Source organism: Actinomyces sp. B33, assembly GCF_028437565.1.
Taxonomy (GTDB): domain Bacteria; phylum Actinomycetota; class Actinomycetes; order Actinomycetales; family Actinomycetaceae; genus Pauljensenia.
Map to the genome: position 1 here is coordinate 520,146 of NZ_JAMRYR010000001.1, position 15,445 is coordinate 535,590.

General features: G+C 66.4%; 14 protein-coding genes. 5 read left to right on the plus strand and 9 right to left on the minus strand.

The annotated features are described in order from the left end of the window. Positions 1–43 precede the first annotated feature (43 nt). From M3T53_RS02195 to M3T53_RS02205, 3 genes are all read left to right on the plus strand, one after another. Positions 44–1,180, plus strand: coding sequence for an ATP-binding protein (locus M3T53_RS02195; protein WP_272432804.1), 1,137 nt, complete (start codon positions 44–46; stop codon positions 1,178–1,180). A gap of 419 nt (positions 1,181–1,599) precedes the next feature. Continuing rightward, positions 1,600–2,952 (plus strand): aminotransferase-like domain-containing protein, encoded by a 1,353-nt coding sequence (locus M3T53_RS02200; protein WP_272432805.1) that lies wholly within the window; start codon positions 1,600–1,602, stop codon positions 2,950–2,952. A gap of 22 nt (positions 2,953–2,974) precedes the next feature. After that, entirely contained in the window at positions 2,975–3,964 is a 990-nt protein-coding gene (locus M3T53_RS02205; protein ID WP_272432806.1) for a D-alanine--D-alanine ligase family protein, read from the plus strand. Between the two features lie 117 nt (positions 3,965–4,081). Here M3T53_RS02205 and M3T53_RS02210 read toward each other — a convergent pair whose 3' ends face one another. Together M3T53_RS02210 and M3T53_RS02215 are read right to left on the minus strand one after the other, a co-directional pair. Further along, entirely contained in the window at positions 4,082–4,714 is a 633-nt protein-coding gene (locus M3T53_RS02210) for an HAD-IA family hydrolase (RefSeq protein WP_272432807.1), read from the minus strand. Between the two features lie 637 nt (positions 4,715–5,351). Beyond that, the gene (locus tag M3T53_RS02215) at positions 5,352–6,710 is read right to left on the minus strand and encodes a ParB/RepB/Spo0J family partition protein (protein WP_272432808.1); all 1,359 of its coding nucleotides are present in this window, start codon (positions 6,708–6,710) and stop codon (positions 5,352–5,354) included. A 1,126-nt stretch (positions 6,711–7,836) separates the two neighbouring features. Between M3T53_RS02215 and M3T53_RS09815 the strand changes: the two genes are divergently transcribed. Beyond that, positions 7,837–7,977 (plus strand): ParA family protein, encoded by a 141-nt coding sequence (locus tag M3T53_RS09815; RefSeq protein WP_334540155.1) that lies wholly within the window; start codon positions 7,837–7,839, stop codon positions 7,975–7,977. Between the two features lie 288 nt (positions 7,978–8,265). On the opposite strand, the gene M3T53_RS02225 is transcribed toward M3T53_RS09815, so the two are convergent. The 7 genes from M3T53_RS02225 to rpmH all read right to left on the minus strand — a co-directional run bounded on the left by M3T53_RS02225 (position 8,266) and on the right by rpmH (position 13,143). Next, positions 8,266–9,144: a ParA family protein gene (locus M3T53_RS02225; RefSeq protein ID WP_272432876.1), complete on the minus strand. Its 879-nt coding sequence runs from the start codon at positions 9,142–9,144 to the stop codon at positions 8,266–8,268. A 154-nt stretch (positions 9,145–9,298) separates the two neighbouring features. After that, positions 9,299–10,075, minus strand: a complete 777-nt coding sequence (gene rsmG / locus M3T53_RS02230; RefSeq protein WP_272432809.1) for a 16S rRNA (guanine(527)-N(7))-methyltransferase RsmG — start codon at positions 10,073–10,075, stop codon at positions 9,299–9,301. A gap of 132 nt (positions 10,076–10,207) precedes the next feature. Further along, entirely contained in the window at positions 10,208–10,768 is a 561-nt protein-coding gene (locus tag M3T53_RS02235) for a Jag family protein (RefSeq protein WP_272432810.1), read from the minus strand. Between the two features lie 82 nt (positions 10,769–10,850). After that, on the minus strand, positions 10,851–12,203 hold the full coding sequence (gene yidC / locus M3T53_RS02240) for a membrane protein insertase YidC (protein WP_272432811.1): 1,353 nt from the start codon (positions 12,201–12,203) through the stop codon (positions 10,851–10,853). Between the two features lie 10 nt (positions 12,204–12,213). Next, entirely contained in the window at positions 12,214–12,642 is a 429-nt protein-coding gene (gene yidD, locus M3T53_RS02245) for a membrane protein insertion efficiency factor YidD (RefSeq protein WP_272432812.1), read from the minus strand. Next, positions 12,639–12,992, minus strand: coding sequence for a ribonuclease P protein component (gene rnpA / locus M3T53_RS02250; protein WP_272432813.1), 354 nt, complete (start codon positions 12,990–12,992; stop codon positions 12,639–12,641). Before rnpA ends, yidD begins: the two co-directional genes overlap by 4 nt. Positions 12,993–13,002: 10 nt before the next feature. Continuing rightward, a complete protein-coding gene (gene rpmH, locus M3T53_RS02255; RefSeq protein ID WP_101628105.1) occupies positions 13,003–13,143 on the minus strand; it encodes a 50S ribosomal protein L34 in 141 nt (46 codons plus the stop codon). A gap of 455 nt (positions 13,144–13,598) precedes the next feature. On the opposite strand from rpmH, the gene dnaA reads away from it, so the two are divergent. After that, positions 13,599–15,026, plus strand: a complete 1,428-nt coding sequence (gene dnaA / locus M3T53_RS02260) for a chromosomal replication initiator protein DnaA (protein ID WP_272432877.1) — start codon at positions 13,599–13,601, stop codon at positions 15,024–15,026. Positions 15,027–15,445: the final 419 nt, after the last annotated feature.

A 15,445-nucleotide genomic window follows, 5' to 3' on the forward strand; every position in this document is an offset into this window, starting at 1 on the left:
CCAGAGTCGCGCGTATCTACGACAGAGTGATGGCGACTATCCGATGAGCGATCTTGAAATCGCTCAGATCAACCTCCTCAAGACGCAGCAGACACGACCGACGCGACCCGACCTCGAACCTGTCCGTGGAACGTCGTACTCCTCACTCGCGAGCGACCTCGTCGAGACATACGTCGAGAACGTCCGCAAGCGCTCTCGTCGCCTCGTCGCACTCCCTGAGGACGATCTGCTGAAAGCCACCGGCGTCCTCAGCGTCACCGGCGAGGCGACGCTCGCTGGACTCTACGCACTCGGCGCGCATCCGCAAGGACAACGACCCGCATTGGGAGTCACAGCCGCCGTGCAGATGCCGACGGGATCCCCGACCAGAAACAGGGACCTCGCTCATTTCAATGGCCCCATGCCCGACCTTCTCGACGAGGCCATGCTATGGATCGCCAGGAATACCCCCTCCGACATGGGTTACGACGAGCGAGGTCGCGGGCGAGACTTCAGTGCACTGCCGATGCGCGCCGTGCGAGAACTCGTCGCCAACGCACTCGTTCACCGCAATCTCGATGCCATCACCGACAACAAGCGGATCGAGATTCGAATCAAGGATGACAAGCTCATCATCTCCAGTCCGGGAGGGCTCCGCGGCCTCTCCCTCGAACAGCTCGGCAAGCCCAATGGCAAGAACGCCGTCAACCCCGCTCTCTATGAGATCTGCAAAGATATCCGCGGCGCCGATGGGGTGCGCCTCATCGAGGGCGAAGGCGGAGGCATCCAAGAAGTTCGCGCTGCCGCGGAGGAGTATGGACTACCGGAACCGATCTTCCGCGACTACGGCGTCTCATTCGTCGCGATCCTCTATTGGCGCATCTCTCCCGACATCCTCCTTGAACAGCCCGCCCCATCGCCTCGACGAATCCCGGCTCCGACAAGGTCCAAGGATTCGTCCGTTCCCATCGATATCGTCGACGTTTCCAAGAACGCACCTCGCGTGTGGGCCGCGCTGAGCGAGCCGCAGAGTTTCTCTTCACTCGTCGTTCGAAGCGGCCTCAGCTCGAACGCGACTCGCTGGGCCCTCAATCGCCTGATCGCCACAGGAAATGTCGAGATGCTGGGGACTCAGGGGGATAGGGGCACGACCTATCGACGGATCTGCGCAGACGCTCTGTCAGAATCTGAGTCTCAATGACACTCGGCATGAGGGTTTCATTGTCAGTCAGACTTCAATTCTAAGTCCAACTCTTCACATGAGACTCAAACTCTGAGAGTGGTCGCCCCACCCACCCGACCCCTCCCTCCCTCTCGCCGAACCCGATACCGCCTCCGGGCCCGTGAAGCGGCACACGTCCTCCTCAGTGCCGCCCGTCTCACCGGGCGCACCGCGCGGCTCCCGGCCGACGCGGGCACGGCCCTCCCGATTCGCGAGGACGGAGCCCCACCCCGCGGGAGCGTCGCCGGATCGACCGAGCCCCGGCCGGCGCCTCGTCCCATGCCGCCCCGAAGTGGCAGACTGGACCCACCTGTAGCCCACGGCACACCCGCGGGCACGGCGACCCTCGGGGCCGCGCCCGCGGACCCGCACACCCGACACACGTAGAGGAAGGTCCAGTGAGCACTTCAGCGCATCCGGACGGCATTCAGCAGGGCAACCGACTCGACCCCTGGTTCGACGCCTACGCCGAGCGAGCTCACAACCTGCGGGCCTCCGAGATCCGCGCCCTCTTCTCCGTCGTCTCCCGGCCCGAGGTCGTCTCCCTGGCCGGCGGCATGCCCAACCTCAAGGACCTGCCCCTCGACAGACTCGCCGAATCCGCCAAGCGCCTCATCACCGCCCACGGCGCCCAAGCCATGCAATACGGATCCGGCCAGGGCTGGGAAGTCCTGCGCGACCGCATCACCGAGGTCATGAGCTACGACGGCATCATCGGCGCGGACCCCGACGACGTCGTCGTCACCACCGGCTCCCAGCAGGCCCTCGACCTCATGACGGAGATCTTCGTCGACCCGGGCGACGTGATCCTCGCCGAAGCCCCCTCCTACGTCGGCGCCCTCGGCGTCTTCCGCGCGCGCCAGGCCGACGTCGTCCACGTCCCGATGGACGCCGACGGCATCATCCCCGAGGCCCTCGAGCAGACGATCCACGACGTGCGCGCCTCGGGACGGACCATCAAGCTGATCTACATCATCCCGAACTACCACAACCCCGCCGGCGTCACCCTCTCCCTCGAACGGCGCCCGATCATCGCCGAGATCTGCATGCGCGAGCACGTCCTCATCATGGAGGACAACCCCTACGGGCTCCTCGGATTCCACAACGACCCGCTGCCGGCGCTCAAGTCCTTCTCCCCCGAGGGCGTCGTCTACCTCGGGTCCTTCTCGAAGATGTTCGCCCCGGGTTTCCGCATCGGCTGGGCCTACGCCCCCCACGCGATCCGCGACAAGCTCGTCCTCGCCTCCGAGTCGGCGATCCTGTCCCCCTCGATGGTCGGGCAGATGGCCATCGCCGACTACCTCTCGGACTACGACTGGTACGGGCAGGTCAAGGCGTTCCGCTCGATGTACGCCGAGCGCGCCCACGCGATGCTCACGGCCCTCGGCGAGTTCATGCCGGACTGCCGGTGGACGGTCCCCGAGGGCGGCTTCTACACGTGGGTGACCCTGCCCGAGGGGCTCGACGCCAAGTCGATGCTGCCGCGCGCCGTCAAGGCGCGGGTCGCCTACGTGTCGGGCACCGCGTTCTACTACGACGGTCAGGGCGCCGATCACCTGCGCCTGTCGTTCTGCTACCCGACGCCCGAGGACATCCGCGAAGGCGTGCGGCGCCTGTCGACGGTGGTCAACGCCGAGAAGGAGCTCGTCGACATGTTCGGCACGAGCGGGCGGTCCGCCGACGACGGTCCGGGCGTCGGCCCGCGGCGGCCGATCGGCCCCGCGGGGGCCCCGGCCCCCGATACCCTGTGAGCTGGTCAGGAGGAGTATTCATATGACCCACACGACTCTTAAGGTGCTGATTGTTGCGGGCGGGTTGACTCATGAGCGCGATGTGTCGTTGCGTTCGGGGCGGCGGGTGGCCAATGTCTTGGCGCAGGCGGGGTACGAGGTGCGGGTGTGCGATGCCGATGAGCGCCTTCTGTCGACGATCGACGAGTCCGCTCCCGACGTCATCTGGCCGCTGGTACACGGATCGATCGGCGAGGACGGGTCCTTGCAGGCGGTCCTCGAGCAGGTGGGGGTCCCCTTCGTCGGGTCGGCGGCGGTCCAGTCGATGCTCGCGTCGAACAAGCCGACGGCGAAGTCCTTGCTGGCCGCGGCGGGGATGGCGACGCCCGGGTGGGTGACGCTGCCGCAGGCGCTCTTCCGCCAGTTGGGGGCCGGTCGGGTGCTCGACGCCGTCGAGACGGGGATCGAGTTCCCCGTCGTCATCAAGCCGACGGACGGCGGATCGGCGTTGGGGATCTCGACGGCGTCGGACGGGGCGCAGTTGCGCGCGGCGATGGTCGACGCCTTCGCCTACGGGGAGCGGGTCATGGTCGAGCAGCTCATCGGCGGGCGCGATGTCGCCGTGTCGGTCGTCGATCTGGAGGACGGGCCGGTGGCGCTGCCGCCCGTGGAGATCTCGACGGATGGGGGCCGCTACGACTACGAGGCCCGGTACACGACGGATTCGACGGAGTACTTCGTCCCGGCGCGCCTGGGCGAGGAGGCGCTGGAGGATCTGCGGGCGGCCGCGGTCGAGGCGCATACGGTCCTGGGTCTGCGGGACGTGTCGCGGATCGATTTCGTCATCGACGAGGCGGGGGCGTGCTGGTTCATCGACGCGAATGTCGTCCCGGGCATGACGGATACGTCGCTGCTGCCGCAGGCCGCGGACGCCGACGGGTCCTTCGCCGCGTTGTGCTCGAGGATCGTCGAGTTCGTGGCGGCGGGCCGTCCGGTGAGGGACGGGGCCGGGGCCGACGAATCGGGGGAGTAGGTTCCGCGGTAGCGGTGATGGGGCGGAGCGGTCGGTCGCATCGTCGTCAGGCGCTCGGCGTCGCGCGTCGAGCGCGGAGTCCGCTTGTGGGCGCGCAGGATGCCGGCCAGGCGGGAGTCAGCGGTCCAGCAGCCCCATGTCGGTCATGGCCCGGCGGGCCTGGACGGGGTTCTCCCATTGGAGCGACGCGAGTCCCATGAGCTCGCCGGCGCGGACGTTCGGCTTGCGGTCGTCGACGAACAGGAGGTTCGCGACGTTCTCGTCGCTGCGGGCGACGGCTTCCCGGTAGATCCCCCGAGAGGGTTTGCACGAGCCGGTGTCGCAGGAGAAGACGAAGAAGTCGAAGCGGTCGGACCATTGGGCGGCGCGGATCGCGTCGGCGACGGCGCGGGGGGCGTTCGACAGGATGCCGAGGCGCAGGCCGGCGGTCCGCAGGTCGTCGACGAGGGCGAGGGCGTCGGGGTCGGCATCGGTCATCCGCTGGGCGTCGTGGGCCACGAGGCGGTCGATGTCGGCGTCGGAGAGTTCGGGCTTGCCGCAGTCGCCGGCCACTCGGTCCCAGAATTCGCGGTCGCTGCATCCGGCGTCGTAGGAGTCGCGGTGGGTCCACATCGCCTGGTCGACGAGTTTGACGAGGGCGTCGTCGCCGTCGCCGATGACATTCGCGACGAATCGGGGGTCGGGGTGGGAGCTGATGAAGACGCCACCGACGTCGAAAAGCACGGCATGGATATCGTCTTGATCGGCCATACCTAGGCTCCTTCGGTGACGGGAACTCGTCTCCATATTGTCCGCCCCGAGGGGCGGCGCAACCACTTTAGTGATGAGTCGCACGGACTCGACCGGGCCCGCGTCGGGCATCCGATACGGCGGGGATATCGGCGGCGTGACAACGACGGTTCGTCATCGCTGGCTATCGGTCGCCGCGCAGGGATGGGGCGGAGGATGGCGGCGGTCATCCTCGGCGTCCCGATCGCGCTCTCCCGGGGTCCGAAGGCGCGGATGGGCCTTGGACGCTACCCGGACCGGGTCGCCGGTCGGGTATCCGCAGGAAACGGCTCGCTCTGGGGATCGGATGGTCGCGTCGGCCTCACGGGCCGCGGGTGAGGGAATGAGACGAAGGAGTCGGGCCGGGTTCAGCCGGTCACGACGGGATCATCCGATTGTCGAGTCGACCACGAGGCCGAGCCGGACGGTGGGCTCGCCTGATCGGGAGGGGTCGAGTCGTCCCTGATCCCTCGATTCACTATCGTCGATGGCGCCCAAAGGCCGAAGAAGGGACGAGGCGCGTTGATGATCCTATGCGCTCGTGGTGCTTGCTCCCGCTTTCCTGCGGGCGCAAGCACCACGAATGTTCGAGACCTCGATCATCATGGGGCCTGGGGTTTCACCGTTCACCTCTTGCGGTGAGGACGTCGGCGATGCGCTGGAGGTCCTCCGCTCCGGCGTACTCGATGACGATGCGCCCCTTGCGGCGGCCCTCGGTGATGGTCACTCGGGTGTCGAAGGCGTCCTGGAACGCGTCAACCACGCTTTCTCCGAGTGCTGAAATAATCGGTGACCTGCGTGTTCGTGCGCTGGTCGGGGCTTTAACCCGGCCGAGTCGAACGAGTTCCTCGGTTGTTCGGACCGACAGTCCCTCGGCGATGATCCTCTCCGCGAGTCGCTCCATGTCCTCGGCGGAGCTCAGGGAGAGAAGGGCGCGGGCGTGCCCGGCCGAGATCACCTGGGCGGCGACTTTCTTCTGGACCGCGGGGGGAAGTTTGAGGAGGCGAAGAGTATTGGCGATCTGCGGTCGCGAACGGGCGATCCTCTGGGAGAGCTCCTCTTGCGTTGCTCCGAAATCGGCCATGAGCTGCTGGTACGCGGACGCTTCCTCAAGGGGGTTGAGTTGGGCGCGATGAAGGTTCTCCAGCAGGGCATCCCGGAGGAGGTCCTCATCCTCCGTATCCCGGATGATCGCGGGAATAGTCGTCTCTCCGGCGAGTTCGCTCGCCCGTGTGCGCCTCTCCCCCATGATCAGTTCGTATGTCGCCTCCGGGTTGTTCTTCAGCGCCTCTTCGAGGGCGGAACCGGGTTCGATCGACGAGGGGATCTCTCGGACGACGATCGGCTGGAGGACGCCGACCTCGCGGATCGAGGCCGCCAGTTCGGCGAGATCGTCCTCGTCGAAGATCTCTCGGGGCTGACGCGTATTCGGAATGATCGAGTCGATGTCGATGACGGCGAACACGGCGCCCGGGACGGAAACGAGTGTGGATGTTTCACGTGAAACATCTGCTTCACTCTCGCTGACGACACGCGTCGGATCAGTGTCGCGCACCGCTGTCGTCTTCGGAGCGTCCGTCCCGGTGGAGTCGAATTCTCTCGACGAGGAACGCGAGGTTCTCTTCGTCGTCGACCCCTCCGCCTTCGTGCCGCGTCGGCTCGCCCGAGTGCGGGCCGCGCTGGACGAGGGGGAAGACTTTCGGGCGCGCGTGGAGGTCTTCTCCTCGGGTTCCCCGGCCGAGGAGGTGTCGCGCTTGTGGGGGATCAACAGTTCTTTCGCCGAGCCGCCCCTCGTCCGACGGCCCGCTGTGCCAGAACGATCCGGGAAGAAGACATCCAGGGGATCAACAGCGGAACGCCCTTCATCCGAGGCGACGGCGTCGCTCTGGGCGGGAATGAGAGCGCCCAATCCGCGTCCGAGTCCGGCGTGCCGCCCAGCCTTGCGTCCGGCTGTCGCTTTCGATTTCTCAGCAGTCATGTCGCGCTCCTTCTCCTGCTCTCATTGTTTCACGTGAAACATCCCGATCTCCACTCCGATGAAAAGCTGAGGATGATCTGCTCGAAGCAGCTTCGATTGGATACAGCACCAGTCCGCAACCTGCGAGAACAACGGACCATCGACCCTTTCGACCATCATGACTGCCCGGTGATGTTTCACGTGAAACATCACCGGGCATAGTGCTGGGTTAACAATGTGCGCCCGCATGAGAGCGGACCGGGTTTCTAGTACGCGGTCAGAGAGAAGTACTCTCCCCACGATCGGGAATCTCCTGTTCTGCGCCATTCATATCTGTCCTAGAAATCGCTAGCCATGAGCATCGCTAACAGATCACCCGATCTTCATCATCCTCGTCAGATTTCACGTGAACACGACGAGATTCATCGTGTATGCCCGCGAAAGGGGTCTTGGTGCCTCATCTGGAACTTCCCAGCGAGAGTCGCGGATCGTGATGGGCATGGGAAGCGGGTTATCGATGCGGCCCAGGGCTGAGATCACTAGGAAGTAGGCAGAGGCCTATGCCAAGGCGTCGAAGAAGGACAAGAGGGATGGATGCGGTGCGCGCGGTCACCGGCAGGGGCGTCAGGAGGGCGCTAGGCGACACCTGAGGGCGGTGACCACGTGTTTTGGCGGTGCGGACAAGCCCGAGCCGCGGGCCAAGGCGCAAGTATTCCTACGACGCCTTGAACGTCCTCCAGCGCGTGTAGGCGGCCAGTGACGGGCACTCCTAGTTGAGGCACCAATGAACTAATCGCGGGCACCTTGACATGAGGCACCTCGAACACCGCGAACGAGACTGAAAGAAGACCACGGGTCCCATATCAGAGGAGGGACTGGCAAGGCTTTCCCCATGATCGCAGTGATCCGCGCGTATCCCGCTCGTGCACATCGAGCCCTGTAATGATCGACCATCGACGAGCGCACCATTATGGGGATCGGCATCGCCTGACTTCATCCTTCCCCGTTCATGTTTCACGTGGAACATTCACGTGATCGGGGATGGTTCATCAGCGCGGCTCAACGAGCGACACACTCCGTACCTCATGAGCGGTTTCTCGCCATTGCCCTGTCGATGCAGGTCGCACAGAATATGCGCGATCGTCGGATGCTGGACGACGCACGATTCGGCCGTCCCGCGCGCCCCCAGGTCATCGCCGTGGCGAACCAGAAGGGCGGCGTCGACAAGACGATGTTCTGCGTCTCCCACCCCTCTCACACGTTCGTGTATAGGCGACAATCTCATTGAGCACTCACTCACCATCAACCGTATGGAGTCCATTCACCCATGCGTGTTTCACGTGAAACACCCACTGTAAGGACTCGTGGAGCGCACCTCCAGGAGGAACCGACGAGTGACGTGCTCCCACCATGAAAGGCTCTCTGCACTGATGTCCCTCGACGCTCCAGCGCTCATCGAGTGAATGGCGGGGAATCAAACAGATCCCTTATCGAACCTAGAGCGTCGTCGGCACTGACTATGTCGTTCCGCCCCGAATGTTTCACGTGGAACATCGCGCCGGCATGATCCGTCCGTTCAGTCGTCGTCCCGGATCCGAACCCCGGATCCCTCCGGAGGAGCCTCCAGAGGAGCCTCCAAGCGCAAGGACAATTCCAAAGCGGCCTTGCGATAGGCCAGGGCACCGGTCGATCGGGGATCGTAGGTGACCACGGTCTGCCCGTAGGACGGCGCCTCCGATACCCGTACCGACCGGGGGATCACCGTCTCCAGGGCGAGCCCGGGGAAATGACGGCGGACCTCCTCCTCGACCTCCTCGCTCAGGCGCGTCCGACGATCGGCCATCGTCAGGAGCATCGTCGAGATGTGAAGACGAGGATTGAGGTCTCGGCGGATCCTCTCGATCGTCGACCACAGCTGGCTCAATCCCTCAAGGGCGTAGTACTCCGTCTGGATCGGGATGAGCACCTGGTCGGCGGCCACCATGACATTGAGCGTCACCAGCCCCAACGAGGGCGGGCAGTCGATGAGGACCACGTCGACCTCGCGATGGAGGGAGAGGAACTCCCGTACGGCATCCGCCAGAAGATGCTCGCGCTTAGGCAGGTCGACCAGTTCGATCTCGGCGCCGGACAGGTCGATCGTCGCCGGGCAGACGCGAACCCCATCGATATCCGGGCACGGTTGAAGGGCCCGGGCCAGCGGCATCCCGCCGATGATGACGTCGTACGTCGAGGGCGTGCCCGCCGAATGCTCGATCCCCAGAGCGCTGGAGGCGTTCCCCTGGGCATCCGAGTCGATGACGACGACGTTCAATCCGCCCATCGCCAGGCCGGCCGCGATATTGACGCAGGACGTCGTCTTGCCGACGCCGCCCTTCTGGTTCGCCACGGCGATGACCTGGGGGCGCGCGGGGCGGCCGAATCGTGCGTCGTCCAGCATTCGACGATCCCGCATATTCTGCGCGATCTGCATCGACAGGGGAGTGGCGCTGGTCTTCTGTCCGCTCACGTCATCACCTTCCTCAGGGCCTCCAGTCTACGATCGGGCCCCGCCGGAGCCGAGGCGCACCCGCCCGCGCGGCCATCGATCGGCGCCCGCCGTACGCCGTTCAGATCCTCGTGCAGACGACGACGTACGTCGATTCCTCATCCATGACCGACGCCACCTCGTGGATGCGCGCGGTGAGGTGATGCCTCTTGAGCTCCGGGGCCGCGTCCTCGACCTCGATGGCCGCCCGGCGCCCCTTGAGGGCGACGAGAGCCCCTCCCGGGGCGATGAGTTTGGAGGTCATGCGCACGAGCTTCGACATGTTCGCCACGGCCCGGGCGGTGACGACATCCGCCTTCCCCTTGCCGCGCAGCTCCTCGGCGCGCGCCTGGTGGAGGGTGACGTTGTCGAGGCCGAGCGCGTCGATGACGTCGCTCAACCACTCGCAGCGCCTGAGCATTGGTTCTGCCAAATGAACATCAAGATCCGGTCGACAAATCGCAATGATAATGCCGGGAAGGCCCGACCCGGATCCGATGTCGAGCACCTGCCCATGACGCGGGAGGAACTCGAGGACGGCCGCGGAGTTGACGATGTGCCGCGACCACAGGCGCTCCATCTCGCGCGGCCCGACGAGGCCCCGTAGCTCCCCCTCCTCCTCGAGCATCCGGGTGAACTCCCGGATATCGGCGAAAGCCGGACCGAAGAAGCGCCGGACCCGCTCGGTCGGCTGCTCGGGGACGAAGGGGTCGCCGACCCGCCGGCCCCCATCCCGCTTCTGCCCGCCGCCGTCCTGAGGATCCGCGGCCACGATCCCCTCGCCGGTCCCAAGGCCCGTCCCCGCCTCGCGCTTATGAGCGCCGCCCCCCGTCGGGGCCTCGTCCCAGATCTCGTTCATCCCTGCTCCACTCGACTCATCGTCTCGACTCGTCATCGATCGTCGCCGTCCCGACAGCGCGCGTCGTCCTCGCCCTCGACGACGAATCGCAGCCGAGCCCGAAGGCGATCGGCTGCGATTCCCCGTGATCGGTCAGTCCTCGACCCCGTCCTCGGAAGCCTCCGCGGCCTCGGCGGCGGCGTCGGCCACGGCCTCACCGGACCCCTCGCTGACGAGGATGACGACCCGACGATGGGGCTCGGCCCCCTTGGACTCGGAGAACAGGCCCTCGGCGGCCACGACGTCATGGCACACCTTGCGCTCGAAGGGGTTCATCGGCTCGAGCTTCTGCTCCTCGCCGGTCGCCCGCAGCCGCGCGATCGCCTCGAGAGTGAGCTCCTGGAGCTCCTCCTTGCGCTCGGCGCGGAAGCCCGCGATGTCGAGCATCAAGCGCGAGCGCTCGCCGGTCTCGGTCTGAACGGCCAGTCGCGTGAGCTCCTGGAGGGCGTCGAGGACCTCGCCGTCGTCCCCGACGAGGCGGTCGAGGCCGCCCTCGTCCTCGGAGACGATCTCGACGCTCGCGCGCCCGTTCTCGACGTCGATCTCGATGTCGCCGCCGAGGTCGGCGATGTCGAGGAGCTCCTCGAGGTAGTCGGCGGCGAACTCGCCCTCCTCCTCGAGGCGCGTGAGCTTGGCCTTCGTGTCTTCACTCATGGTGGAATCCTCCCACGGGGGTGCTGGGTCTGGTGTCTGCGACCGTCGGGGCGTCGGCGCTGGAGCCGCGAGCCCGCGCGGATCAGCGGTGCTTCTTCTTCGACTGCTCGCGGCGGGCCTTGCGACGCTCCTGGCGACGGCGCTCGATCTCCTCGGCGCTGACGTCGCCCGCGCCCTGCGCGGACGAACGGCGGGCCTGCCGGCGCTCCTCCTCCTCGCGCTGCCTCTGGGCCTCTCGCAGGCGCTGCTCGCGCGGCATCTTCTTCGTGCGCTCGCGCTGAGCGGTCGCGGCGCGCCGCTCCGCGTTCTTCGAGACCGCCTCGCGCACGCCGTGCATCCACATCTCGTCGGGCAGGGAGGTCCACTCCTGGTTGGCGAGATTGCGGTAGACGGTGACCTTCTCGCCGGCGGTCATCGTCTCGGGGAAGTCGGAGGCGATGCGCTGGGCCTTGGCCTTGGCCTGGACCTCGGCGAGAGTGCGCTCGTTGAGGGCGATGACGGACTGGTCGTCGGCGGCCGAGGGCAGGCCGGCGCGCTCGGCGTCGTAGCGGGCGAAATAGTCCTTGGCCCAGTCCTGGTACTTGGACTGGCGGCGCTCGACGAGCTCGAGGTAGGCGGGCGAGCCGGGCGTCGGCATGACCTTGATCGTCCAGTACGACTGGGCGAGGGCCCACACGGACGCGGTCGCCATGTAGACGAGGACGCCCATCTGGAAGAACGAGCCCGAGAAGACGTACATCAACGGCATGACGTAGAGCATCGACTTCTGCGACTGGACGAGCGGGTTGTTCGGGTCGGAGCTGGGCGGCATGTTCCGGGTCATCGACATGCGCATGGAGATGAACTGGAGGACGACCATGACGATGATGAGGATGACGAAGACCGCGATCCCGAAGGGGCCGTCCCCGGAGGTGATCGTGTGGGACAGGGGGATCCCCAGGACGGTGGACCCGTCGATCTCGGCCGCCACGGACTGGGTGATCGGGCCGAGGCGGTCGGCCTCGACGTCGGCGTAGTGGTAGGTGCCGGCGGCGAGGTCCTTGACCGCGTAGATCGCGCGGTACATCGCGAAGAGCACGGGCATCTGGACGAGGACCGGCAGGCAGGAGGCGAAGGGCGAGACCTTGTACTTCTTGTACAGGGCCTGGGTCTCCTCGCCCATCTTGCGCTGGGACACGGGGTCCTTCTTGCCCTTGTACTTCTCCCGGATCCGCTGGATCTCGGGTTGGACGGCCTGCATCGAGCGGCTCGACTTAATCTGGCGCAGGAAGAGCGGGAGGATGAGGATGCGGACGATGATCGTCAGCAGGATGATCGAGAGGATCCAGGCGACGCCCGACCCGGAGCCGAATCCGATGGCGACGAGGAGGTCGTGGATCTTCACCCATACCCACGCGACGGCGACGGCGAAGGGGTGAAGGATCTTGTCGAACATGCGCGCTCCTTCAGCGATGGCGGGCGCCGGGTGCGCCCGCGGGGGTTGCGGCCGAGGCCGGCTCATTCGGGGGGACGAGGGCGGGGCCGCCCTCGTCGGTGGCGGGGAGGACGGAGGCCAGTCCCATGGGGACGGGACGGACGATGTCGGTGGCGTTGCCGGCCCAGTCGTCGGGCGGGATCCACGGATCGGGGGTCCAGCGCCCGCGCTCGGGGACGCGGTCGACCCCTCCCAGGCTCCAGGGGTTGCACCGCAGGAGCCTCCATGAGGCCAGGAGCATCCCCTTGACGACGCCGTGCGCGCCGATGGCCTCGATCGCGTAGGTCGAGCAGGTCGGGGCGTAGCGGCAGCGGGGGCCGATCATCGGGGAGATGAGCTTCTGGTAGAGGCGGATCGGAGCGACGGCGAGACCCCGGATGAGGGCCGATAGGGGGCTCATCGGGCCTCCCATTTCTTCCACGCGCGCCTCATCGTCCGATCGAGGTGGGCGGCGAGCTCCTCCGAGCTCGCTCCCAGGGCCCGTGCGCCGACGCGGATGACGACGCGCCCGCCCTCGGGGATCGTGTCGATGCGCTGGCGCATGAGGTGGCGGAATTGCCTCTTGACCCGGTTGCGCCCGACGGCCCGTTTGATCTCGCGCTTGGGGACGACGAAACCGACGAGGCGCGTGTCGCGTTCCTCGTCGGTTCGACAGTGCACGACGACCATCGGGTCCCCGGCGCGCGATCCCTCGCGGATCGCCCGTCGGAAGTCGGCCGGGTCGACCATGCGGTGCTCGCGGGCCAGCACCTCGCCGGTCTCAGGCGGAGAGCTTGGCGCGGCCCTTGCGACGGCGGCTCGCCAGGATGGCGCGACCGGCGCGCGTGCTCATGCGCAGGCGGAAGCCGTGCGTCTTGGCGCGACGACGGTTGTTGGGCTGGAAGGTCCGCTTGGTGGTCACTGCAGTCTCCTCGGCGGGAACGGGGAGGGTCCCCGCTCGTGATCGGTTCGATGAGGCCCACCGCAGGAGATCCGCGCAGGGCCCGGAGCGCCCACACCAGTGGGCACAGACGAAGAACCAGATTAGGAGACCTCCGCGGGCCAGTCAACGTCTGCGGACACGATGTGGCGAGGATCCTCAATCCACAACTGTGGATGAGCCTGTGGACCGACTCATCCACATTCGTCGAATGCGCACATTTGTCCACAGGCGTGCGCCTGATGCGCTTTCCGCGGAGTCCTCGGGACCCGCGTTTGTAACTACATCAGTGTCATTCCTCGCAGGTTGTCCACAACTCCATCCCCAACCTGTGAATGAGCTTGTGTATGAGTAGACTCCTGACGCACGAGAAGACGCACCGACGACACGATCCGGTGATCGACGTCACGAATCCCATTGACATCCTGGAGGCCCCGGTGGAGAACGACTCCCTCGAACGCGCCTGGACGCGCGCCCTCGACTCCCTCGACACCGAGAAGCTCGGCCCCGCCACGACGAACTACCTGCGCGTCGCCCGCCCCCTGGGCGACATCGAGGGGACGATCCTGCTGGCCGTCCCCGACGCCTTCACCAAGTCGTGGATCGAATCGCACGCCGCCGACCAGATCACGACCTCGCTCAGCCTGACCATGGGCCGGACGATCCGCATCGCCATCACCGTCGACCCGGCCCTCGCCCCCGCGTCGGACGACGAGCCGACCAGCGAAGGCGAGCAGGAGCCGCAGGCCCCGGCACCGTCCCCCGAGGCCCCCGCGCCGACGCCCCCCGCCCCGGCCTCGTCGACCGGGACCCCCCCGACCCATCTCAACGCGAAGTACACCTTCGACACCTTCGTCATCGGCCCGTCGAACCGCTTCGCCCACGCCGCCGCCTTCGCCGTCTCCGAGACCCCCGGAACCGCCTTCAACCCGCTGTTCATCTACGGGGACTCCGGACTGGGCAAGACCCACCTCCTCCACGCGATCGGCCACTACGCCCTGTCCCTGTACCCGCACCTGAAAGTCCGCTACGTCTCGTCGGAGGAGTTCACCAACGAGTTCATCAACGCGATCCGCCTGAACAAGACCGACAACTCCCAGGTCGAGGCCTTCCACCGGCGCTACCGCGAACTCGACGTCCTGCTCATCGACGACATCCAGTTCATCGGCGACAAGGAGCAGACCGTCGAGGGCTTCTTCCACACCTTCAACGCCCTCTACGAGGCCGACAAGCAGATCGTCCTCACCTCCGACGTCGCCCCCAACAAGCTCAGCGGGTTCGAGGATCGGATGCGCTCGCGATTCGCCTCCGGACTCCTCGTCGACGTCCAGCCCCCGGACCTGGAGACCCGCATCGCGATCCTCCAGAAGAAGGCCGCCGGGGACTCCCTGGAGATCGGCCCCGACGTCCTCGAATACATCGCCTCGCGGATCTCCTCGAACATCCGCGAGCTCGAGGGCGCCCTCTTGCGGGTCATCGCCTTCGCCAACCTGTCGAAGGAGCGGATCGACCTGCCGCTGGCCGAGATGATGCTCAAAGACTTCGTCTCCGATCCCAGCGATAACGAGATCACCGTCCCGCTCATCATGGGCCAGTGCGCGCACTACTTCGGAGTGACCATCGACCAGCTGTGCTCGACCGACCGCTCCCACGACGTCGTCGAGGCCCGACAGGTCGCGATGTACCTGTGCCGCGAGCTCACCGACTTGTCGCTGCCGAAGATCGGGTCGGCGTTCGACCGCGACCACACGACCGTCATGTACGCCAACAAGAAGATCGTCTCGCTGATGAAGGAGAAGCGCGAGACCTTCAACCAGGTGACGGAGCTGACGAACCGGATCAAGCAGAAGGCCCGCGAGTCCTGAGTCGAACCGCGCCGGGCGCCCGATCCGCTACCCCGGCCCGGATCACCGCACGCCGCCGCTCGGGCCGCTCGCCCTCCCAAGCCACACGGCCCCGACCCCGTAGCGAACGGGCGCGTGGCCCCGACCGCCCACCGGGTCCGCGGAGCCGGTCGGGCCTGTTCGCTACGGCGTCCTCGACGAGTGTCCACACCCCCTGTGGATCCCCTCGGCATAACCGCCCCGGATCTGTGCACGCCGCGATCCGATCTGTGAACGGGCCGGACTCCGCCTCCAGAAGTCCTCACAGGGGAAGGCTCCCATCCCCGGATCGGTCCCCATCCCCTCCACCGGCGAGAAGCCCGCGACGGCGCGGCGAATGACAGGTTTCCACAGAATCCACACCCCTGATGGTGATGATGAGTTCTTGTCATTCGGATGAA